The sequence below is a fragment of the Sorangium sp. So ce296 genome, from assembly GCF_051529605.1.
In the GTDB taxonomy this organism is placed as follows: Bacteria; Myxococcota_A; Polyangia; order Polyangiales; family Polyangiaceae; genus Sorangium; species Sorangium cellulosum_D.
This window is the reverse complement of the sequence record NZ_CP150325.1, coordinates 5,144,919-5,167,465: the sequence shown is the minus strand read 5'-3', so window position 1 is coordinate 5,167,465 and position 22,547 is coordinate 5,144,919. Positions and strand designations below refer to the sequence as shown.

The window sequence follows — 22,547 nt, the reverse complement described above, 5'->3', positions numbered from 1 at the left end:
AACCAGGGCCACCCCCAGGGCGATGGGCGGGCGATGATGTCGATGCACCGTCCGATCGAGCTCGGCTCACTGCGCTCCAGCGCAGACGGCGGAATGCATTATCGACACAAGACGTTCCTGCTGTGCGTGCATGTCGGCCGGGCACAGATGTCCCGACGAATGGCTCGAACTCGGCATAGGCAGGCGGTATCGACTCCAGAACAGCGGTTGACTCGGGCCGCCGTGTCATGGCCTCCTCGGCGCGAGGGAGGCTGCGATGGCGATCGTTCCTCGATGTGTGCCCCGGGCGCTGATCCCGCTCTTGATGTTTCTCGCTTGCGTGGTCGCGCAGGGCGGGTGTCAGTGCAGCTTCGGCGACCCGATCCCGGAGCCGCATGGCTTCATCGCCTGCCGGACCGAGCGCGCGCACCGCCCTGCCACGCCCCGCTCCGCGCCGGAGGTCGAGACCGTCGCGGCCGGCACGATTCCGGGGACGTTCTCCATCTCGAGCACCGGGGAGGCCGTGTACACGATGGACTTGACCACCGTGCCCTCCCGCGCGGGCATGGGACCTCGGCTCCAGCTCGTCTATCGCAGCGATGGCGGCGCCGGCGTGCTCGGCGCCGGCTTCTCGATCGCCGGGCTGTCCGCGATCACGCGATGTCCGAAGAGCCTCGCGCAGGACGGCGAGATCCGCGGCGTGCGGTACGACGGCGACGACGCGCTCTGCCTCGACGGCCAGCGCCTCGTGCCTGTGCGAGAGCGGCCGGGAACCATCGAATACCGGATGTTCCCGGACACCTTCGTCAAGGTGGTCGGGCACTACGGTCCGGAAGGCGGTGCGCCCGCCGAGGCGCTCTTCTTCGAGGCCCATCTGCCCACCGGCCGCGTCGTCGAGTACGGGCGCACCGAGGGCAGCAAGCCGCTCGCCCGGGGAGGCGTCCCGCGCGCGTGGCTCGCGAACAAGGCCCGCGACGGCCGCGGCAACGCCATGACGTACGCGTATTGCCTCGCTGAGGCGGAGGATGGCCATGCCGCCGAGTACGCCGTCGACGAGATCCGCTACACGGCTTTTGAGGGATCGCCGTCGCTCGAGCCTTCGCGGGCGGTGCGCTTCGTGTATGGGACGAAGGATCCGGCTGCGATTCGCACCGACTATTCGGGCGGCATGGCGCTCCAGCGCGCGCTTCGCCTGGACGAGATTCAGATGCTCGGCCCGGGCGATACTCTGGTCCGGCGCTACGGGTTCGGCTACGAGCTCGGCCCGGCGACGCGCCGCACGCTCCTGACGCAGGTCGAGGAGTGCGCGAGCGACGGGGTTTGCAAGCCCGCCACGCGGTTTCGCTACAACCGCGCCACGCCCGGATTCGAGCGGGTGACGACGGACATCGACAAGCCGGTCTCCGAGAGGGCGAGCCCGATGGTGTTCGACATCGACGCCGACGGGCGCGACGACCTCGTGATTCCGGACATGGTCGCGGGGCTCAGCACGCCGATGAACCCGATCACCGCGTGGCGGGTGGCGCGAAACGTCGGGCCGCGCGCCTCGCCGTCCTTTCTCGCACCGGCGGAGCTCGCCTTCCTCGAAGAGTGGCCCACGGTCGCCGATCCGGTGGGGCCCTCCGATCCGGCCCTTCTTCAGCCCGAGCTCGGGACGGTCCTGGACTACGACGACGATGGGCGGGCGGACGTGCTGCTCCACGACGTCTACGATGCCAAGACGACGTGGCATGTGCTCCTGTCCCGGCCGGACTGGACCTTCGCGCTCCATGACACGGGCATCCGCCGGCCCTTCCCGCTCGGGGTCACGCCCGCGCCGCCGAGCCTGAGCAGCCCCGGCGCTTCGATGCACCTGGCTGATCTGGACGGCGATGGCGTGCCGGATCTGATCCAGTGCGAGGACCACGCCCGCGAGGGACAGGCGCCGCTCCCGCTCGCAGCCGTGTGGGCCGTCCATCTCTGGCGGCCCGCACGCGGCGGGGCGCCCGCGGGATTCGCCCCAATGGGCGAATCGATCGAGCTGCTCACCGGCTATCCCTGCGATACGGAGCTCCACACGCTCGATCTCGACGCCGACAGCAAGATTGATCTCATCGTGCCGTCGATGCGGCGGTTCGGTGACGGGACGGTCGTCCTCGGATCGAGCTACGACGCGATCATGCGCCGGGGCGAGGGGCGCTGGGAGGTGATCGACACCGAGCTACCCGTCGTGTGGGGCGGAGGCCGCGTCGTCTTTCTCGACGTGAACGGAGACGGCCTGCCCGATGCCGTCGAATCCGGCCCGGGTGACCACCAGCTCTATACTTACTTCAACACGGGGCCGACCTTCGTGGCCTCGCCGTTCCGGACCGTGGACGCGTTCAGCTTCGGGGATCTGTTCGGTCTTCCCGATCAGGACGCGTTCTTCCGGTTCGCCGTACCGCTCGACGTCAACGGCGACGGGCGGCAGGATCTGCTCATGCCGGTTCCTCCAGGCATGCTGCTGGGCGGCTCCGACGCGCTCCCGTCATGGGCCGTCCTGCTGGCGACCGGCGATCGCGTGGGGCCGCCGTTCAGGCTCGTCGATGCAGGGGTCCCGTTCGAGGCCAGCCTTGGCGACGCGGTCACCCTCGCCGATACGCGCGGGCCGCGCATCGGCGACGTCGACGGGGATGGGGCGCAGGACGTGATCCTGTCGCTCGGCGGCGTGTTCAACGTCTTCCGGAACCTCTCGGCCGACCAGGATCTGCTGGTCGCGGTCTCGGACGGGATGAACGCGCACGACCCGACCGAGCCGGGCTTCGTGCCCAACGTGAGCATCTCGTACGGGCATCTGACCGACGCGTCGGTGGCGACGGGCGACGGAGCGGGGGATCCGGCGCGGGAGAGCCCGCTCTACCTCGCGCGTTCCGGCGCGGCGGACGACTGCGGCTACCCGCGGCGCTGCGTCGTGGGCCCTCGCCGGGTGGTCAGCGCGTATGCGCTCAACAACGGCGCGGATCGACCGCGGCGCTTCGAGGTCGGCTACCGCGACGGGCGCTACCACCGGCTGGGCCGCGGATTTCTCGGGTTCGGGGAGCGGATCGTCTCCGACCTGGATACGGGCGCCGTGGCGATCGACGTCTACGACCACGTCACCTTCGACGACGAGCTCCAGGTCTTTCCCTTCGCCGGGAGCGTCCAGCGGACGTTGCGCGGGGCTCCTGGGCTGGCGAGCCAGCCCAGGCCGGAGCAGATCGAGCTCTCGTTCGTCGACGTGACGCGGACGCTCGTATCGACGAACGACGGCGCGACGTACTTCACGCTGCCCACCGAGCGCCGGGTGAGGCGAACGCAAGGGGTCTATCCGCCCCTGGGCGGCGCGGCGCCGTCCATCGAGGCGTACGTGCGGGAGATCGAGCGCGGCGGCGGCGACGGCGCGACGCTGCTGCACGATTCGGTGTTGAAGGTGACGGACTTCGACCCGTTCGGCAACGTGCGCGCCGAGGAGGTCTCGACCGATGGCGTCGACCTGACGCTCAAGGTCACGCGGACGTTCACGAACGACACCGAGCGCTGGGTCCTCGGCCAGCTCGAAACGCAGGAGGAGTGCAGCGCGGCGGCGGGGATGTCGCAGTGCCGGAGCCTCACGCGAACGACCACGATCTACGGCGAGGTGGAGACCGAGTCCACGGAGAGCGACGACGGCCTGCGGGACACGAAGCTGAAGCTCACCTATGCGCGCGACGACTTCGGGAACATCACCAACGTCACGGCGGAGGACGCCTTCGGGCACAAGCGCACATCCAGCACGGGCTTCGACGAAGAGGGCCTCTTCCCCGAGAAGTACGTGAACGCGGCCGGGCACACCACGCTCGTGGAGTTCGACGGCGCGCTCGGCGTGCTTCTCGAGCGGGTCGACCCGAATCAGCGCGTCACGGCGTGGCTGTGCGACGGCTTCGGCCGCCTCGGCGTCGTGAAGCGTCCGGACGGCACGACGACGACGGTGGCGCTCTCGCGCACCAAGGACGGTGGGCCGAACCAGGACGCCTGGCGCGTGATGGAGCGGAGCACAACGGCCGGCGGCGCCGACGACACGGTCGAATTCGACAGCCTTGGCCGCCCGATCCGGTGGTGGTGGTACGGGCCCGACCCGGAGGCTGCGCAGGGCTCGAGCAAGGCGAAGCGCATCCTGCAAGAGATCGGGTATGACGCGCTGGGCGAGCGCATCGCGCGGCGCTCGGTGCCGGTCCGCGAAGATACCCCCGAGCGTGAGCGGCTGTACGAGCGCTACGAGCACGACGCCGTGGGCCGCGAGGTGCGGCATACGACGCCGTGGAACGCGGTCACGACGACGGCGTACGATGGCCTGCTCGTGCGCGTCACCGACCCGCTCGATCACGTGACGGTGACCGAGCAGGACCCGCTGGGGCGCATCAAGACCATCACCGACGCGGCCGACGGGATCACTCGCTACAGTTACGGCCCGTTCGGCATGCTCCACACGGTCACCGATCCAGGCGGTGCGGTGACGCGCACGAGGCGCGACGCGTTCGGCCGTGTCCGGCAGCTCGACGACCCCGATCGGGGCACGACGGTCTCGATCCATGACGGCTTTGGCGAGCTGATCTCCTCGACCGATGCGCTCGACCGAAAGGTCACGTGGACGTACGACGCGCTCGGTCGACCCCGCTCGCGCGTGGACCAGGACGGCGCGGAGAGCCTGACGACCTCGTGGACCTGGGACACCGCGGCGCACGGCATCGGAAAGCTCCACGCGCTCGCGAGCCGCGACGGAGAGAAGACATACGGGTACACCGACCGCGGCCAGCTCGACACGATCTCGCTCCGCATCGACGGCGAGCGCTCTCCCCTGGAGGCCAGGCTGGGCTACGACGAGCTCGGTCGCGTCGAGACGGTCACGTATCCTGCGCCGGCCGGCGCGGCACCGTTCGTCGTGGCCCACGATCGCGACGCGCACGGCCATGTGCTCGCCGTGCGCGACAGCGGAACGAAGCTCGCCTACTGGCGCCTTTCGGACGTGGACGACGCGGGGCGCTTCCGGGAGGAGGTGTTCGGCAACGGCGCCGTCACGGAGCGGAGCTACTTCGCCGACAAACAGCGCCTGAGGCACATGGCGACGCAGAGCGCCGCGGGCGAGGTGCAAGACCTGGACTACGGCTATGACGATCTCCTCAATCTCACGCGCCGCACCGACGCCCTCCAGCCCGAGAACACGACGGAGCGCTTCCGGTACGACCCGCTCCAGCGGCTGACCTGCGCGTACTTCGGCGACGTCGAGCGCGCGTCGGCGCCCTGCGCGCTCCGGTACGACTATCACCCGAACGGCAATCTCACCTTCAAGTCGGACGTCGGAACGCTCTCGTACGATGACCCGCTGCACCCGCACGCGGTCACCGGCGCGGGTACAGACAGCTTCGCGCATGACGCTGTCGGTAATCAGATCGCGCGGCCAGGTGGCACGACGGTGCGCTATACGCCGTTCGATCTGCCGGAGCGCATCACGCAGGGCGCGGCCACCATCACCTTCGGGTACGACGGCGACCAGCGGCGGATCCGCAAGACCACCCCGGAGAAGGAGACGCTCTACTTCGGCCACCTGGTCGAGCGGGTCACCGATCGGGCGTCGGGCACCGTGGAGCATCGGTACCACGTCCACTCGCCGGAGCGGGTCGTGGCGATCGTGACCCGGGGAGGCTCGGACGACGGCACCCGTTACGTGCATGTCGATCACCTCGGCTCGATCGATGCGCTCACCGACGAGGACGGCGACGTGATCGAGCGGCGGAGCTACGACCCGTTCGGGCAGCGCAGGAACCCCGTCTGGGGAGAGCGTCCACCGGCGTCGTTCCCGAGCGAGACGACGCAGGGGTTCACCGGGCACGAGAGCGACGATGAGCTCGGCCTCGTGAACATGAAGGGCAGGATCTACGATCCAAGGATCGGGCGGTTCTTGACCACGGACCCGATCATCTCCCTCCCGTTCTTCGGGCAGAGCTGGAACCCGTACAGCTACGTGCTGAACAACCCGCTCGCCTACGTCGACCCGGGCGGCTTTCAGCAAGCGCCCCCGGAAGACGGGGCTCGCTCACCGCCGCCGCCCGGCGCGGAGCTCAGGTTGGAAGTACACGACCTGGCGCCGATCGGACTCGATCTGCGCGTCGTCCCGTCCCCGAAGCACGAGGCGCGCCCCGACACCGATACCAACACCGTGGCTGCCGAGACGGGCGGCGCCATGCCGCCGATCGACGTCAGCACGACCGGCAGCGCGTCCGGGCATGTGCCCCAGCCGGTGACCACGGCGCCGATCGACTGGTCGCAGAACCCCTATGTACAGCTCGAGGGCGGTTTCGTCGCCGGGCTGTCGCTCGGGGCGGTCCCTTTCGCCGGCGTCGGGCATGGGCTGCTGGACGCCGCGGGCGTGCTGGCCCATGGGACGCCGGAAGCCAGGATGGGGCTGGCCATCGGGCAGATCGTGGGAGGGCTGGCCCTCACGATCGGGGGCTTGACGGGGGAGGTCTTCGGGGGCATCACGAGCGCCACCGGCGTCGGCGCGGCGGTCGGTGTGCCTGCGATCGTCGTGTCGACCGGGCTCGTCGTCGGTGGGGTCGGCAACATCGCGGCGGGGATCCAGGGCCTGTCGCAGGCGCTGATGTCGCAAGGATCGGGCAGCAGAGGCCCGCAGGTCGCCGCACCTGCCGCAGGGAGCGCGCCCGGCGGCGAGCGCGCTGGCAAGGCATTCACACGGGCCGGCAAGGCCGAAGTCAAGGAAGAAAACGCCGCGGCCCATGGCGGACAAACGACCTGCATGGGCTGTGGTCGGCCGACGATTCCGGCGCAGCAGAGCCGCAAGGGTGTCACGCCGCCGACCAATGAAACACATGTCGATCACATAATCCCCAAGTCCAAGGGCGGAAACGGCTCCCCCGACAACGGTCAAGTGCTCTGTCGTGACTGCAACCTCCGAAAGGGTTCCGACTGATGGGCCAGACAGTGAAGGTGTATTTTCGATTGGTTCAGGACGAGGACGGCTATCCGCCCGTCGCCGTGGAATCCGTTTGGGCACAGCCGACTACAAGAGCAAGCGAGTTTGTCCTCGACAACCTCCCCTTCTTCGCTCGGGAGGCCACGCTCGGCGATACTGTGCTGGTGCGTGAAGAAGACGGCCATCTTTGGTTCGAGCAAGTTGTGCATCGATCGCGGAACTCGCTAGTAAGGGTCGTATTCTTCGATCGCGCTTGCGTAGAGCGGGTCAACAACCAGCTCGTCGCTTTGGGGTGCTCAACCGAGTACATCAAGGCCCACAATCTGCTGGCGGCGAGCATCCCAGAGAACGTCAATCTGCGAGACGTTCAGGACTATCTCCAAGCTGAAGCGAGCGAGGGAGCCATTGATTACGAAGAGCCCATCCTGCGACAGTGATGTTCTCGAACACGACCACGTGGACCTGGGACACCGCGGCGCATGGGATCGGCAAGCTCCACGCGCTCGCGAGCCGCGACGGGGAGAAGACATTCGGGTACACCGACCGCGGCCAGCTCGACAGGATCTCGCTCCGCATCGACGGCGAGCGCTCTCCCCTGGAGGCCAGGCTGCGCTACGACGAATTCGGTCGCACCGAGACGGTCACGTATCCGGCGCCGGCCGGCGCGGCGCCGTTCATCGTGGTCCACGATCGCGACGCGCACGGCCATGTGCTCGCCGTGCGCGACAGCGGAACGAAGCTCGCCTACTGGCGCCTTTCGGACGTGGACGACGCGGGGCGCTTCCGGGAGGAGGTCTTCGGCAACGGCGCCGTCACGGAGCGGAGCTACTTCGCCGACAAGCAGCGCCTGAGGCACATGGCGACGCAGAGCGCCGCGGGCGAGGTGCAAGACCTGGACTACGGCTATGACGATCTCCTCAATCTCACGCGCCGCACCGACGCCCTCCAGCCCGAGAACACGACGGAGCGCTTTCGCTACGATCCGCTCCAGCGGCTGACCTGCGCGTACTTCGGCGACGTCGAGCGCGCCTCGGCGCCCTGCGCGCTCCGCTACGACTATCACCCGAACGGCAATCTCACCTTCAAGTCGGACGTCGGAACGCTCTCCTACGATGACCCGCTGCACCCGCACGCGGTCACCGGCGCGGGCACGGGCAGCTTCGCGCATGACGCTGTCGGTAATCAGACGGCGCGGCCAGGTGGCACGACGGTGCGCTATACGCCGTTCGATCTGCCGGAGCGCATCACGCAGGGCGCGACCACCATCACGTTCGGGTACGACGGCGACCAGCGGCGGATCCGCAAGACCACCCCGGAGAAGGAGACGCTCTACTTCGGCGACCTGGTCGAGCGGGTCACCGATCGGGCGTCGGGCACCGTGAAGCATCGGTACCACGTCCACTCGCCGGAGCGCGTGGTGGCGATCGTGACCCGGGGAGGCTCGGACGGCGGCACCCGTTACGTGCACGTCGATCACCTCGGCTCGATCGATGCGCTCACCGATGAGGACGGCGACGTGATCGAGCGGCGGAGCTACGACCCGTTCGGGCAGCGCAGGAACCCCGTATGGGGAGAGCGCCCGCCGGCGTCGTTCCCGAGCGAGACGACGCAGGGGTTCACCGGGCACGAGAGCGACGACGAGCTCGGGCTCGTGAACATGAAGGGCAGGATCTACGATCCCAGGATCGGGCGGTTCTTGACGACGGACCCGATCGTGTCGATCCCGTCCTTCGGGCAGAGCTGGAACCCGTACAGCTACGTGCTGAACAACCCGCTCGCCTACGTCGACCCGGGCGGCTTTCAGCAAGCGCCCCCGGAAGACGGGGCTCGCCCACCGCCGCCGCCTGGCGCGGAGCTCGGGTTGGAAGTACACGACCTGGCGCCGCTCGGACTCGATCTGCGCGTCGTCCCGTCCCCGAAGCACGAGGCGCGCCCCGACACCGATACCAACACCGTGGCTGCCGAGACGGGCGGCGCCATGCCGCCGATCGACGTCAGCACGACCGGGCATGTGCCCCAGCCGGTGACCACGGCGCCGATCGACTGGTCGCAGAACCCCTATGTGCAGCTCGAGGGCGGTTTCGTCGCCGGGCTGTCGCTCGGGGCGGTCCCTTTCGCCGGCGTCGGGCATGGGCTGCTGGACACCGCGGGCGTGCTGGCCCATGGGACGCCGGAAGCCCGGATGGGCCTGGCCATCGGGCAGATCGTGGGAGGGCTCGCCCTCACGATCGGGGGCTTGACGGGGGAGGCCTTCGGGGGCATCACGAGCGCCACCGGCGTCGGCGCCGCGATCGGTGTGCCTGCGATCGTCGTGTCGACCGGGCTCGTCGTCGGCGGCGTCGGCAACATCGCGGCGGGGATCCAGGGCCTGTCGCAGGCGCTGATGTCGCAAGGATCGGGCAGCAGAGGCCCGCAGGTCGCCGCACCTGCCGCGCGGGGCGGCGCGCCAGGAAGCCGACCTGCACAGCCATTTACGAAGGCCGGGAAGGACGAGATATGGAAACAGAACGCGGCTGTGCATGGGGGGGTTAACAAGTGCGACAACTGTGGCGCCAACGTTGTCAAGCCTCAGAAGCACACGAAATCCGTAACTCCACCTAATCATGAAGGACATGTCGATCACGTGACTTCCCGGCTAAAGGGAGGTTCCGGCACGGTTGAGAACGGGCAACTTCTATGTCGCAACTGCAACCTGGAGAAGGGACCCAAGTGAGCCACCTAGGTTTCGAAGAGGATCCGTGCCTCGGCGTTATCACAACGGCGCCAGTCCTCACGGGGGCCCCAATCCTGATGATCTCCCATGACGCGGACGACGGCGGATGGCAATTTTTATGTGGAACAACCAGCGACCCGGGCGATGGTCGGATCGTCCATCTGGAAGAGATCGTCGCTATGGATCCGAGCGTAACGGAGGTGGCTGACCTGCCCCTCGGATGGGTAGCCTTTCGCAGCAAAGTGGGAGGAGAATGGACTCGAGAGCCTCAATAGAGAGACCCGAGCCAAGCGGTGTTGCGCGGCATGCAAGTTGGTCAATCTTTCGCCGGTGCGGGGCAATGGGTTGCTGGACGCCGCGGGCGTGCTCGCCCAAGGGACGCCGGAAGCCAGGATGGGGCTGGCCATCGGGCAGATCGTGGGTGGGAGGTCGGCGGACCGGAGCCTCATCTCCGGTCTGCCATGGGCATGCGGAGATCGCGATCGCGACGCCTTCCTCGCAGCGCGGCTACGGAAACTTCCACGCCGACGGCCCGCCCGTGCGGTCGAGCACCTTGCGCATCTTTGCGAGGAGCACATCGACGGCCTCCACATCGCGAATCGGCCCGTCCTCGGAGGCCCTCCCGATCCTCTCCTCATGCTGGTCATCGATGAGCGTGTAGACGCCGTCGAGCGCGCCGCGCGGAGCGCGCTCGACGGCCTGCAGGAAGAGCGTGCTCGCAGACGGCACGGCGAGCGCGACGTCGAAGAGCGCGAGGAGCGCGAAGCAGCCGATGACCTGATCCTTCACGAGCTGCTCCTCGTCCCAGAGCCAGCACACGATCGGCTCGTTCACAGGGGAATCGTCGGCGGCCATCCGCACCAGCACGCCGTAGGCGGGCCGATGGCGCAGGCCTCCGAGCGCTATCGCCGTGTAGGCCCGCTCGCTCGGACTGGCGGAGCCGAGCGCCTGGATCAGCGCTGGACCCGCGATCTCGCCCACGTCGTCGATGAGATACGCGACGTCGAACGAACTGCGCGGCGGCACCACAGCGGAGAGCCGCCGCGCGATCGTGCGTCGGAGCTGGGGCGGGAGGCGCCCGCCGGCGACCTCGGCGCATCGGCTGGCGAGCAGCGTGGCGACCGGCGCCTCACCCCGATCCGCTTCGAGGAGCGCCCGGATGAACGCGGCCGCGTTTACCTCCGGTATGCCCGCCGCGTGAACGATGGTCTCATGGGACCACGGGTCGCTTCGCGCTTCGATGAGGGCGTCGAGCGCGCCGATCCTGACGTGATCGACCGCGTTCAGGTACGCCTGGTAGGAGAGGTCCGCGAACGAGAAGGCCCCGGGGCGTCGCTCGATCAGCAACCCCTGCTGCCCGCGGATCTCTTCGATGACGCGCTCGACCATCCCGTCGATGTCCTGCGCGAGCTCTCCGAGCTCACGGGCGTCGCCGGCCGCGCCGCGCTCGAGCGGGCCGCCCTGGGGATCGCCGTCTTCATCTTCATCCTCATCCATGTCTTCTTCGTCGTCTTCTTCGTCTGCCCTGCAGAGGTCGACTTCCTCGTCCGCCCTGCAGAGGACGAGGCGCGGCCCCTCGACCCAGCGGGCGCCGTCCAGCCGCCATCGCAGGAGCTCGGCCAGCGGCTCCACGGGGAGCTCGACGAGCCGGTCGGAGTGCATCAGCCAGGCGATCGAGCTGAAGAGGAGCCGCCGGTCGCGCAGATCGAGCGACTTCAGGATCGCGTCGGGCCTGAGCTCTTCGGCGGCGTAGCGCTCGAGCAGCACGTCGACGGCGGAGGCGATCAAGGACGTACGGCGCCCCGGATCCCGTCGCGCCAAGAACTGATGCGCCGCGACCACGCGGGTGCCGGGCTGCGGCAAGAGGGTCGCGGTCACGAATCCGCGCAGCTCCACGCGAGCATAGCCCGGGATCCCCGCGCGACGCGGGCGCGTCGTGACCACCATCGGATTGCCCGGATGGGCCGCGGCGAACGCCTCGACCGACTCGGAGAGCCGCCTCGCGCCGGATCCCGCCTCGTCGAGCCCGTCGACGAGCACGAGCGCGCGGCGCTCCTCGAGCGCACGGCGAAGGAGCACGACCCCGCCGATCGGCGAGAGCTTCGCGATGGCGCGTTCGTCCAAGCGAGGGTCGTCGAGGAGCGACACGAGGACGACGAACGGCACGAGCGTCCGCGTGCCCTGACGGTGGTCCGCCGCGGCCCGCGCGGCGAGCCGCGCGATGAGCGCCGTCTTCCCGGAGCCTCGCCCGCCGACGACGAGCACGCGCTCGTGGCGGGCGAGGAGCTCGGGCACGGTGCACCGCGACGGCGCATCGACCCGGCGCGGCAAGACCTCCATGTCCATCGGACGCTGCTCGTTCCGGATCAGGACGCGAACATCGATCTGGCCGTGCTCCCTCCAGACCGAGTCCACGTGATCCCGCTCCACGGACGAGAGGACCCCGGTCGGATCGTTCGGCGCGCCCGCGGTCGCGTCGGTCCACAACCATCTGCGCAGGTCGTCGCCATCCATGGCATGACCATGCATGGGTGCGGGCGCGGGCACCATGCGGTCGCGTCGACGTTTCGCAGTCTCAACCGTGGGCGGCGGCCCGGGCGTGATGTTGCTCCGCCGCTCGAGCGCGGTGCAAGGGGCGCTCGATGGACGCAGCAGCCGCTCCGCGCGCGACGACCCAGGGGCGAGGCGGCGCTGGAGCCGCTCCGCGCGCGACGATCCCGCGGCGAGGCGGCGCTGGAGCCGTCAGAAAGGCGAGGATCCGGCGGCGCCGGCGCCGCCGAGCGCTTCGAAACGGCTGCGCCCGCGGCGATGGCCGAGGGGAACGGCTCGGAACGCGGCTCGCCGCGGGACCATCGCGTTTCCCGGCCGTGGCAGCGCGATTTGCGGGAGCGCCGAGGGGAGCCTTCGGGCTCGCCCTCGCCCTCTCGCCGCCTCCCCTCCCCGCGGTGTCAGCCGCCCTCGCCTCCGCTCTCTCCGCCCCGCGCCGCCGTCGCCACTGTTCGCCACCCGGCGGGCGCCGTAGTACCGTGCGCCCGATGTCATCCGAAGCCGCCGCGAACAAGCCGTCCGCCGCTCAGGTCACCCCGGGCGGCCCGCCTCCCGGAGGTCGACTCGCCGTGCTCACCGCGTTCGCGGTGGGCGCCTCGTGGCTCCCGGTCCCGGTCCTCCCCGATCGGATGCTCCTGCGCATCCGCGGGGCGATCGCCCAGGACACGGTGGCCCGCCACGGCCTCAGCCTCACCACCGACGCGCGCGCCCTGCTCGCCCAGCCCGGCGCGGAGCAGACCCCGCTCCGCAAGGCCGCGCAGCTCGTCACGAAGGAGGTCCTCCGGCGGCTCAACCCGGCCCTCGCGCTCGCGGCGGCCGCGCGCGGCCTCGAGGTCTACGCCCTCGGCCACCTGCTGAACCGCTACATCACGCGCTTCCGACGGAGCAGCGCCGTCCGCATCCACGCCGACGAGGCGCGCTGGATCCGCGACGCGGTCGATCGCGCCGTGCGGCGCTCGCTCTCCCCCTCGCTCCACGCGAGCGTCACCATCCTGCCGAGCGGCGCGGAGGACCTGCGCGACGAGTTCACGCGCTGGATCGATGCGTTCCTGCTCGCCGGCGCCGCCGTCCCCGAGTACATCGAGCGCCGCCTCGACGCGGCCTTCGACGAGATCGCCGCGGCCGGCCTGCCCCATGACTGACCACGAGGAACGCACCGCCACGAAGGGCGCCGCGGGCCGCCACGCGGAGGGCCCCGCGCCCGAGATCGACGCCGACGGCGCGCGCGCCGCGCTCAAGCGCTGCCGCCGCATCATCGTCAAGATCGGCTCGAAGAGCCTCTCCGGCGACGCATGGGACCGGCTCGCCGTCGAGGTGGCCGCGCTCCGCGCCCGCTCCGGCCGGAACCTCGTCATCGTGTCGAGCGGCGCCATCGCCCTCGGGGTGACGAAGCTCGGCCTCAAGGCGCGGCCGAAGGACATGGCCTGGCTCCAGGCCGCGGCCGCGGCCGGCCAGAGCGTGCTGATGCAGCGCTACGAGGAGGCCTTCGGCAAGGTCGGCCTGCGCGTCGCGCAGGTGCTCCTCACGCACGCCGACCTCGCCGACCGCACCCGCACCAACAACGCGAGGAACGCCCTCGCCGCGCTGCTCGAGGCGGGCGCCATCCCGATCATCAACGAGAACGACGCCGTCGCGGTCGAGGAGATCAAGTTCGGCGACAACGACCAGCTCGCGGCGATGGTCACGCCGCTCTGCGAGGCCGATCTCCTGATCCTCCTCTCGGACGTCGAGGGCCTGCTCGACGGCGACGGGCGCCGCGTGCCGTTCGTGCGCAGCGTCGCCCGCGAGGCGCGGCACCTCGCCGGCGGCTCGACCTCCGGTGTCGGCACCGGCGGCATGGCCAGCAAGGTGGAGGCCGCGCGGCGCGCCACGCTCGCGGGCTCGCACGTGGTCATCGCCGCCGCGCGCGAGCCGGGCATCATCACGAGCATCCTCTCGGGCGAGGACGTCGGCACCCTCTTCGCCGCCGTCCCGCAGCGGCTCAGCGCGCGCAAGCACTGGATCGCGTACACGCTGCGCCCGCGCGGCGCGATCCTCGTCGACCGGGGCGCCGCCGAGGCGATCGCCTCGAAGAACCGGAGCATCCTCGCGGTCGGCGTCCTCGGCGTGCGCGGCACCTTCCTCCCGGGCGACGCCGTGGCCGTCTTCGACCCGGAGGGCACCGAGATCGCGCGCGGGCTCGCGCGGATGTCCGCCGGCGACGCCGCGCGCATCGCGCGGAAGAAGCGCGACGACGCCGGCGAGGACGTCGTCGTCCACCGCGACGACCTCGTGGTGCTCCCGAGCGAGTGACCCCGCCGCCGCCCGGGCGCACCCTGTAGGCGCGACGGCCACCCGATCGCGCGTTCTTCGAGGCTCGCGGGAACCTCCGCGCCGCCCGGCTGTCACTCCGCTCCATCAGCTCCTGGAGGTCGGGTGATGCGCTTCGGGTTGTTCGTCGCCAACGGCTTGGTTCTCGCGGGGGTCGCCTGGACGGTCGGGCTCGGGCCGAGCGTCCAGGCGTCGCAGCTGCTGCCGGCGCGCGCCACGGCGGGGCTCGGTGAGCTCGCCGAGCTCGAGGCGCGCTACGCCGAGGGCCGGACGCGGGAGAGCGTCACCGCGCTCGCCGCGGCTTACCTCGATCGCGATCAGCCGGGCCTCGCCTCCTCCGCGCTCGAGGCCGCGCCCCGCGAGGTGCGCGAGCTCCCCGAGGCGGCGCACCTCTCGGCGCGCGCGCTGCTCCGCCGCGGTCGCGTCCGCGACGCGCTCGCCGCGGCCGAGCAGGCCTCGGCCGCCTGCGCGGCGGGCGTCTGTCCCGCGTGGCTCGCGGCGAAGTCCGAGCGGCAGCGCGCCTTCCTCGAGCAGCTCGTCGCCGCGGGCGTCGACGATCCGCAGCTCGACGCGACCGCCGCGCGCGCCGCCTACGAGCGCAGCGCGAGCGAGGTGCGCCTCGTTGCGATGCGCTGAACGCAGCGCGCCCAGCGCGCGTCAGGGACGATCGAGGCGCCGAGATCGTGCGCGCGCATCGGAAGAAATCTGCTCAGGGCCAATCTCTTCGATCTGGCTGGACAGGAGGGGAGTTCGTCAGGCGGTCCATGGGACAGCGCGGGGGCGCGAGCGCGGCGAGGGCGCCCGCGGCGGGGTCGCCGATCGTCAGGGTCGTATCCAAGCTTGGAAACCCTGTCGTTGTCGAATGACGGTCACCGCCTTCTGTCGTAGCCTTGGGTCTTGCTCGGCGCGTCCACACCGGGGGCGCTGTCCGATTGAACAACCGGTTGCGCTTGGGAGGGTCTCCCTCAGGTGGAACAGCCGCAAGCTCGCACGCTGGGCGCCCTGGCGACTGCATCGACAGGGTTGTACCGACGCGCCGTCGTGGTCGCTGCAGCGCTCGGCCTCACCGCCGCCGCGGGCTGCGCGCCGCCGATCACCAACGCAGGGCTGGCGATCCCCGCCGCGAAGCCGGGCCAGGAGCAGCGCCCGGTCCAGCTGCGGCCGCCGTTCGAGCTGGCGACGAACGAGGACGCGATCGTCCGGATCGTCACCGACGTGACCTGCACGGGGACGCTCATCACCGAGGACCTGGTGCTCACCGCGCACCACTGCGTCGCGGCGCGCGACGAGAACGGCAGGACGCTGCGCCGCGATCAGGAGCCCGAGGCCATCTCGATCGAGCTCGGGGGCGACCACCTGCCGTGGGGCGACGTGACGGTCCGCGCGGTGGTGTCGCCGGACTGCGGGTACACGTCGGGCGAGGGCGACATCGCGATCCTGGTGCTGTCGCGCCGCCTGATCGGGATCCCGACCCTCGCGCCGCGGATCGAGGGCGAGCCCGCGCTCAAGGAGACGGTGACCCCGTACGGCTTCGGCCGCTGCGCGCTCTCGCGCGATCCGATCCACCTCGTGCCGCGGCTGGGCGGCACGATCGACCGGCTGGCCCCGGGGCACTTCGTCGCGACCGCCTCGATCTGCCCGGGGGACTCGGGGGGGCCCGCGCGGAGCGACGCGTGGGGCGACGTCGTCGGCGTGATCTCGTCGAGCGTGATGGACGGCGACGAGCACACGACCGGCACCTCGTACTTCAGCCGCCTCGACGTGTGGCCCGAGCTCTTCTCCGCGGCCCGCGAGATCGCGGCGGGCGCGAGCCCGAGCGAGCTGCCGCCGTACCGGAGCTGCCTGCGTTGACGGCGGCGCGGCGTCCGCGGGCCCGCGTTGCTCGCCGCCCGCGGCCGCCGCTGCGCTAGGCTGCGGGGCCGCCATGCGGAAGCTGTTCAACGGGCTGCTCTGGATCGTCGGAACCTTGCTGGTGATCGGCGTCGTGCTCCGCGCGCTCGTCCTCGACGTGTGGGCGGTGCCGGACGACCCGAGCCTCGGCGCCTCGATCGCGCCGAGCCTCGCCCCGGGCGATGTGGTCGTCGTGCTGACGCGGGGCACGCCCGGCTTCGGCGAGCTGGTGCGGTGCCCGGACCCCGAGGTCCCCGGCAGCCACATCGTCGGCCGGATCGCGGGCGTGCCGGGCGACACGGTCGAGGTCGACCACAGCGCCCTGGTCGTGAACGGGCAGCGCTACGAGGCCGAGGTCGCCTGCACCGAGCCGAAGCTGAGCATCGTCGATCCCGCCACGAACGACACGGTCCAGGTCGCGTGCGACATGGTGAGGATGGGCCCCGGCCTCCACCTGCGGGCGACGGGCCGCAGGCCGCCGCTCGAGCGCCGCCACCGCGTGGAGGTGCGTCCCGACACGGTCTTCCTGCTGAGCGACAACCGGAGCTACCACGACGACTCGCGCGATTTCGGCCTCCAGCCGCGCGCGGCGTGCAGCCAGCGGATCGTGTTCCGGCTCTGGGGCGCCGGGGGCTGGAGCGACGACCAGCGCCGCTTCACCTTCGTGCGCTGACAGCGCCAGCGGCCACGTCAGGCCGGCGGCCACGGCAGCGTCGACGGCCCGCGTCAGCTCGTGCTTGACCCCTCCGCTCTTCGACGTCTAGAACCGTGGTTCTCTCCACCCGGGTCGGGGATCCAGCGCGAGCAGCGGGCAGGGTCCTCCGCCCCCGGGCTCGCTTCATCGGTCGGAGGTCCGCCCAGGCGGCCTTCTGCTGGCGCGGGTCGGAGAACCGCGGTCCGCGGTCCTCCAATGCACCGAGGAGACGTTTGCACACCGAGCAGCACGAGATTGGCATCGTCTGTGGCCAGTGCGACCTGTGGAGCCCGATGGGCACCGCGCGTTGTCCTGAGTGCGCGAACGACTTGGCCCTGTTCACGCCGCGCCGGGGGAACGCGCCGGCCGCGTCGGCCCGTCGCTCTCCGACGCCCGCCGCCGGCAGCCTGGGCGCGAGGGAGCCCCGGCTCGACCCGACGAGCTCGCGCGGCGCGGGGCGGAGCCCCAAGACCACCTCGTCCAAGAGCGAATTTGCCGAACTCTCCCAGGAGGAGCTGATGGAGCAAGCCCGTAACTACGTCTGCCGTTCCTGCTCGAGCGGTGTTCCCTCGGGCCACAAGTTCTGCGGGAGGTGCGGAACGGCGGTCCCGCCCGAGATCCTCAACGCGCAGACGCTGTTCTTCGGGGACATGCAGAACCCGGCGAAGGCGAAGCTGATCCTCATCCGCGGCGAGGGCATGGACGGCCTCTCCTTCCACCTGAAGGCCGAGCAGCACATCGTCGGCCGCAACGGGCAGCTCGTCTTCCCGGACGATCCGTTCGTCTCGCCGAAGCACGCGAACTTCTTCTACCGCGACGGCAAGCTGGTCGTGCGCGACGAGGGCTCGCTGAACGGCGTGTACATCCGCGTGCGCGGCACGATCGACATCACGCCGGGCGACACGTTCCTCGCGGGCGAGCAGCTCTTCCGGCTCGATCCGACGCCGCGCGCCTCCGACGGCCAGGATCCGGACGGGACCTTCTTCTACTCCTCGCCCAAGCACCCGAGCCCGTTCCGCCTCACCCAGGTGCTCCAGGGCGGCGCGGTCGGCATGACCGTGTGCGCGCGCGGCAGCTCGCTGCAGATCGGGCGCGAGGGCGGCGACCTGAACTTCCCCGTCGACCTGTACATGTCGGGCTCGCACTGCCGCCTCGAGGAGCACAACGGCAAGTTCACGCTCACCGATCTCAACAGCCGCAACGGGACCTACGTGCGGATCAAGAGCGAGCGCGAGCTCGCCCACGGCGACTACCTCTTCATCGGCCGCAAGCTGCTGCGCGTCGAGCTCAACACCAACTGAGCGCCGACCGGCCGCGCGCGGCCGAGCCGGCGCGATCTCCGCCGGAGGAGCGATCGCCCATGACCGCCGCTCGCTGGCCGCTCGACGTCCTCCGCGCCGGACCGGTCGCCGCGGGCGCGAGGCTGTGGCGCAGCCGCGGTCAGCTCCACGTGACGCTCGTCGCGAAGGCCACCTTCGCGATGGTGCCGGGCGGCGAGGCGCGGCGGATCGAGCCGATGGAGGTGATCCGGAGCGAGGTCTACGTGCGCGGCCACCCGATGAAGCCGCTCCTCGCCGCGAGCGATCTCGCGCCCTGGCTGGAGCGCGCCGAGGTGGTGCTCACGGGGCACGCGTGGGCGCCGGGCGGGGTGCCGGTCCGGCGGATGCCGGTGCGGCTCGCGATCGTGCGCGGGGCGGCGGCGCTGGTCGACAAGCGCCTCGAGGTCGTCGGCGATCGAGCGGCCTCCGCGGCGTCGCCCGAGCCCGAGCCGGAGCCGTTCGTGAAGATGCCGATCGAGTACCAGCGCGCCTGGGGCGGCGTCGACGTGCCGGAGAACCCGTTCGGCGTCGGCGCGCTCGCGGACCCGGACGGCAAGATGTCGCTGCCCAACGTGCTGCCGCCGGACGGGGAGCGCGCGCCGATCGGCCTCGGGCCGATCCCGCCGATCGCGCCGGCCCGGGCGCGCCTGCTCCGCGGGCTCGCGCGCAGCGAGCTGGAGGGGGCCGCGTCGATCCCGGAGGATTTCGACTGGTCGTACTTCCAGTCGGCGCCGCTGGATCAGCGCTTCGACCGGGTGCTCGGCGGCGAGCAGATCGTGCTGGAGGGCCTGAGCCCGCATCACCCGGCGCTGGCCACGCGCCTGCCGGCGCTGCGGGCGCTCGCGACGATCTACCTGCCGAACGGCGTGCAGCGGTGGCTGTCGCTCGCGGGCGACACGCTGATCGTGCACGCCGACGCCGAGCGGTGCGCGGTGGTCTTCCGCGGGAGCTTCCAGGTGGCCTCGGAGGAGGCGCTCTCGGCGCTGCGCGTGGCGGTGGGCGTGGAGGCCGGCGGCGAGCCGGTGCCGTGGCCGGACCTCGCCGAGGTGCTCGCCAGGGCGCCGCTCGCGGAGGCGGCGCCGGAGACCATGAAGCTGACGGACTGGAGCACGACGGTGACCCTCGACGACGAGGACTTCGTCGAGGCGCCGGAGAGCGTCGCGGCCGGGCGGGCGCATCCGCTGGAGGGCACGCACCCGCTGGCGGGCACGTTCCCGCTCGACGACACGCTGCCACCGACGGGGAGCGAGGCGCGGTCCCGCGAGGCGCGCGCCGCGCTGCCGCCCCCCGCGCGGCTCCGAGGCGAGGGTAACGACGCGGTGCACGCGCCGTTTCCGATCGCGCCTGCGGGCGTGCGCGGCGAGCGGGAGAGCGGCGAGCCCCCGGGCGCGCCGTGGTCGGCGGGCCGCGCGGCGGCGATCCCCGTGCCCGCGTCGCCGCTGGAGGGCACGGTCGAGCTGCGCGAGCCGGACGCCGCGCCTGCGCTGGATGCCGCGCCCGCGCAGGATCTCGCGTCACCGCCCGCGCCCGCGCAGGACGCCGCGCCTGCGCCTGCGCCTGCGCCTGCGCCGAATGCCGCGCCCGCGCAGGATCTCGCGTCGCCGCCGGCGCCGGAGGCCGCGCCTGCGCAGGTCGCCGCGCCTGCGCCTGCGCTTACCGCCGCGCCGTCGCCCACACCCGAGCGCGGTGCCGAGGTCGAGCGTTCGCCCGAGCCGCGCGCGCCCGTCCCGGAACCGCCCGCGCCGAAGCAAGGGCGGCCCAGCCTCCTCGGCAGCCTGTACAAGCGCTTCCGCAAGGACTGAGCCGGAGAGAGGGGTGCTGGCCGGAGCTCAACATCGAGACGGGAAGATCAGGCCACGATCTTCCCGCCCGCGTGCGCCCCTGCGGGGCAGCTCCGGCCAGCAACGCGACGAGGTTGGAGGGACCATCATGTCGGAGGGAGCCGTGGTCCGGGAGCGCGCCGCGTCCGTGCGCGCCGAGGAGTACCTGGGGCCGGCGCTGACGGTGCTGACCGAGGAGACCATGACGATCAACGGGAAGGAGATCCACCTCGGCTGATGCGCGGACTCGACCACGGTCTATTGGGACAAGAAGTTTTGCATTCTACCATCTGGATCGAACAGATCGACGATATCCGTCGTGCCCGAGCTTGAGCGCGCTCTACAATGCGGAAACACATCTCCGACTCGAGCTCGGATGCGGAGTTGGGCGGTGCGAACAGCGCGAGTAGCTCTTGAGCGACGAGCAGGGGCGCTACCGGGTGCGCTTCCATTTCGACGCGGGGGAGCCCGCCTCGCGCGCGTTTCCGTCGCGGCTCGTACGGATGATCCAGCCGCACGCCGGGCCGAACTACGGCATCCACTTCCCGCTCAAGCCCGGGATCGAGGTGCTCCTGGTCTTCGTGGACGGAGACCCCGATCGGCCGATGATCGTGGGCGCCGCGCCCAACCCGATCACGCCGTCGCCGGTGACCCGGGAGGTGAACCTGATGCACCGGATCGAGACGTCGACCGGCATCCTCATCGAGATGAGGGACTGCCCGCCGCGGGGCTGACGGCGCCTCCGCCCCTGTGCCGCTGAGCGCCGTTCAGCGCTTGCGGCTGGCGCGGCTGCTGAGGCGGCTGATCGCGTCGCCGGCGGCCCAGGCGACGCGGGCGGCCGCGTTGAGGGAGCGGACCACCGCCTCGGGCACCTGCGCGATCAGCCGCTCGAGATCGACGGGGCCGTCGATCGACGGCAAGAGCTGCTCCATCAGCTCGGCGAACAGGTCGTACTTGCGCGACAGGTCGTCGAGCCGCGCGCGCATCGCGTCGGCCTCCGGGCCCTCGGCGTCGCCGAGCAGCGCGAGCGCGCGCCGCGCGAGCGCGCGCTTGTCCTGCACCACGCGGCGCAGGCGGCCGAGGTAGGCGCCGACGATGACGTCGGGGTACTTGCCGCGCAGCGCGAACGAGTCGTGCCGCGCCCCCGACTCCCGCCGGCGCTCGATGATCCCGGCCGCCTCGAGGCCGCGCAGGTTCGCGAAGATGTTGCTCTTGGAGCGGCCGAGCTCCTGGCTGAGCTCATCCATCGAGCGCGGCACGTCCGCCAGGTAGAGGGCCGCGACGACCTGCCCCCCGAGCCGCGTGATGCCGGGGAACGAGGCGGCGATCTCGGCGCCGACCCCCTCGAGCAACGCCTGCCGCGCGGCCGCGACCCGCTCGTCCGAGGCTGACCCGTCGCCCCCTTCGCCCGCTGCGGGCGGCTGCGGCGGGTGCGCTGTCGACAACGTCGGCCTGCGGGCGGTCATGATGGGTGACTCACATAACGATCTTTCGGGAAAGCGCCAAGCGGCCAGCGCGCCCCGCGCTCCCGGCGCGCTCCTCCCTCCGCGGCCGGAGCGCGCCCCTGCACGCCCGCGGCGCACCCGCCGCGCGCCTCCCCGCGCCCCTCTCCGGTGCCGCGCCGGACCCCGCTCAGGAGTCGTCGGTGCAGAGGCCGGCGAAGCCGCCGCGCGGCTGGCCCTTGTAGATCTCGACCGGGCACCCGCCCCAGCGCGAGACCATCTCGCCCACGTCGATGGCCAGGCTGCTCGACCAGTCCCGCGCCCCGTCGAAGCGGGCCCGGATGATCCCGTTCGGATCGATGATCCACGTCTCCGGGTAGAGCTGCGTGCCGTACTGGTCCAGCACGACCTTGGACTCGGGATCGAAGAGGACCGGGAACGGCGGATCCCCGTTCAGGGCCACCTTGAGCGCGTCCCGCACGTCGTCCGGCCCCTCGTCGGTCGAGATCGTGAGGACGACGAAGTCCTTCCGCGACTGGGCGATCTTGCCGAGCTCCGCGAGCGCCGGCATCTCCTGCAGGCACGGCGCGCAGGTCTTGGTCCAGAAGTTCAAGAAGACCGTCTTGCCCCGGAACGACGAGAGCCGGACCGGCTTGCCGTTCATGTCCGGCAGCTCGAAGTCCGGCGCGAGCCGGTTGCGGCCAGCGTACGCGGGGCGCAGCGCGCACATGGCCTTGCAGCCCGTGGAGCGCTGGTCGTTCTGCGCCGCGTGCACGAAGCCGTACACGGCGACGGCCGCGACGAGGATGAAGAGGATCTGCGCGATGGTCGTCCACTTCACGGGAGTGGGCATAGCCTAGCGCGGCGCG

General features: G+C 71.1%; 15 protein-coding genes. 12 read left to right on the top strand and 3 right to left on the bottom strand.

Annotated elements, in window-relative coordinates; all coding sequences use genetic code 11:
- Positions 1–256: 256 nt before the first annotated feature.
- Genes WME98_RS19205 through WME98_RS19195 form a run of 3 tightly spaced genes read left to right on the top strand, consistent with a single transcriptional unit; the run spans position 257 to position 9,656 of the window.
- Positions 257–6,940, top strand: coding sequence for an RHS repeat-associated core domain-containing protein (locus WME98_RS19205; RefSeq protein ID WP_437952580.1), 6,684 nt, complete (start codon positions 257–259; stop codon positions 6,938–6,940).
- The gene (locus WME98_RS19200; RefSeq protein WP_437952579.1) at positions 6,940–7,380 is read left to right on the top strand and encodes a DUF4265 domain-containing protein; all 441 of its coding nucleotides are present in this window, start codon (positions 6,940–6,942) and stop codon (positions 7,378–7,380) included. Before WME98_RS19205 ends, WME98_RS19200 begins: the two co-directional genes overlap by 1 nt.
- Complete coding sequence (locus WME98_RS19195; RefSeq protein ID WP_437952578.1) at positions 7,377–9,656, top strand: RHS repeat-associated core domain-containing protein; 2,280 nt, start codon at positions 7,377–7,379, stop codon at positions 9,654–9,656. The genes WME98_RS19200 and WME98_RS19195 overlap by 4 nt, the downstream gene beginning before the upstream one ends.
- Positions 9,657–10,163: 507 nt before the next feature.
- On the opposite strand, the gene WME98_RS19190 is transcribed toward WME98_RS19195, so the two are convergent.
- Positions 10,164–12,170, bottom strand: a complete 2,007-nt coding sequence (locus tag WME98_RS19190) for an NACHT domain-containing protein (protein ID WP_437952577.1) — start codon at positions 12,168–12,170, stop codon at positions 10,164–10,166.
- A gap of 521 nt (positions 12,171–12,691) precedes the next feature.
- Here WME98_RS19190 and WME98_RS19185 point away from each other — a divergent pair.
- From WME98_RS19185 to WME98_RS19145, 9 genes are all read left to right on the top strand, one after another.
- Positions 12,692–13,345, top strand: coding sequence for a hypothetical protein (locus WME98_RS19185; protein WP_437316408.1), 654 nt, complete (start codon positions 12,692–12,694; stop codon positions 13,343–13,345).
- Positions 13,338–14,495 (top strand): glutamate 5-kinase, encoded by a 1,158-nt coding sequence (gene proB, locus WME98_RS19180; RefSeq protein WP_437334528.1) that lies wholly within the window; start codon positions 13,338–13,340, stop codon positions 14,493–14,495. Before WME98_RS19185 ends, proB begins: the two co-directional genes overlap by 8 nt.
- Before the next feature lie 126 nt (positions 14,496–14,621).
- Positions 14,622–15,149 (top strand): hypothetical protein, encoded by a 528-nt coding sequence (locus tag WME98_RS19175; protein WP_437952576.1) that lies wholly within the window; start codon positions 14,622–14,624, stop codon positions 15,147–15,149.
- A gap of 405 nt (positions 15,150–15,554) precedes the next feature.
- Positions 15,555–16,364: a trypsin-like serine peptidase gene (locus WME98_RS19170; RefSeq protein WP_061623224.1), complete on the top strand. Its 810-nt coding sequence runs from the start codon at positions 15,555–15,557 to the stop codon at positions 16,362–16,364.
- 73 nt (positions 16,365–16,437) lie between these two features.
- The gene (gene lepB / locus WME98_RS19165) at positions 16,438–17,076 is read left to right on the top strand and encodes a signal peptidase I (protein WP_437334526.1); all 639 of its coding nucleotides are present in this window, start codon (positions 16,438–16,440) and stop codon (positions 17,074–17,076) included.
- A 539-nt stretch (positions 17,077–17,615) separates the two neighbouring features.
- Complete coding sequence (locus WME98_RS19160) at positions 17,616–18,398, top strand: FHA domain-containing protein (protein ID WP_165374547.1); 783 nt, start codon at positions 17,616–17,618, stop codon at positions 18,396–18,398.
- Between the two features lie 59 nt (positions 18,399–18,457).
- Positions 18,458–20,218 (top strand): DUF2169 family type VI secretion system accessory protein, encoded by a 1,761-nt coding sequence (locus WME98_RS19155; RefSeq protein WP_437952575.1) that lies wholly within the window; start codon positions 18,458–18,460, stop codon positions 20,216–20,218.
- 127 nt (positions 20,219–20,345) lie between these two features.
- Positions 20,346–20,474, top strand: coding sequence for a hypothetical protein (locus tag WME98_RS19150; protein ID WP_437952574.1), 129 nt, complete (start codon positions 20,346–20,348; stop codon positions 20,472–20,474).
- A 175-nt stretch (positions 20,475–20,649) separates the two neighbouring features.
- Positions 20,650–20,970 (top strand): phage baseplate assembly protein V, encoded by a 321-nt coding sequence (locus tag WME98_RS19145; RefSeq protein ID WP_437952573.1) that lies wholly within the window; start codon positions 20,650–20,652, stop codon positions 20,968–20,970.
- Positions 20,971–21,003: 33 nt separating this feature from the next.
- Here WME98_RS19145 and WME98_RS19140 read toward each other — a convergent pair whose 3' ends face one another.
- Positions 21,004–21,702, bottom strand: a complete 699-nt coding sequence (locus tag WME98_RS19140) for a GbsR/MarR family transcriptional regulator (protein WP_437952572.1) — start codon at positions 21,700–21,702, stop codon at positions 21,004–21,006.
- Positions 21,703–21,868: 166 nt separating this feature from the next.
- On the bottom strand, positions 21,869–22,519 hold the full coding sequence (locus WME98_RS19135; protein ID WP_437952571.1) for a TlpA family protein disulfide reductase: 651 nt from the start codon (positions 22,517–22,519) through the stop codon (positions 21,869–21,871).
- Between the last annotated feature and the right edge of the window lie 28 nt (positions 22,520–22,547).